This is a genomic window from Mycobacterium sp. NGS17, assembly GCF_059813205.1.
The window spans coordinates 1-236 of record NZ_JCALED010000063.1; the positions used below are offsets into that span (position 1 = coordinate 1).

General features: G+C 59.7%; 1 protein-coding gene. It reads right to left on the minus strand.

The features are described from left to right. Positions 1-236: MCE family protein (locus AC5Y7E_RS24370; RefSeq protein WP_499950979.1), on the minus strand; the 236-nt coding region annotated here is incomplete at both ends.

Consider the following 236-nt stretch of genomic DNA (forward strand, 5'->3'; position numbering starts at 1 on the left):
AGAACGTTGGCGTTGGTGATCGACTGGCCGAACTTCTCCCCCAGCCCCGACAACGACTGCGCCGCCGCACTCAACGTCAAATTCAGCTTGACCGGATCGACCTTCTCCGCGATCGAGGTGATCGTCTCAAACAACGTGTTGATCTCGGTGGTCACCGAACGCGCATCGATCACCGTGCGCGGCGAAATCTTCTGCGGCGACGGATTGGCCGGCGTCGTCAACGACACATACTTGCC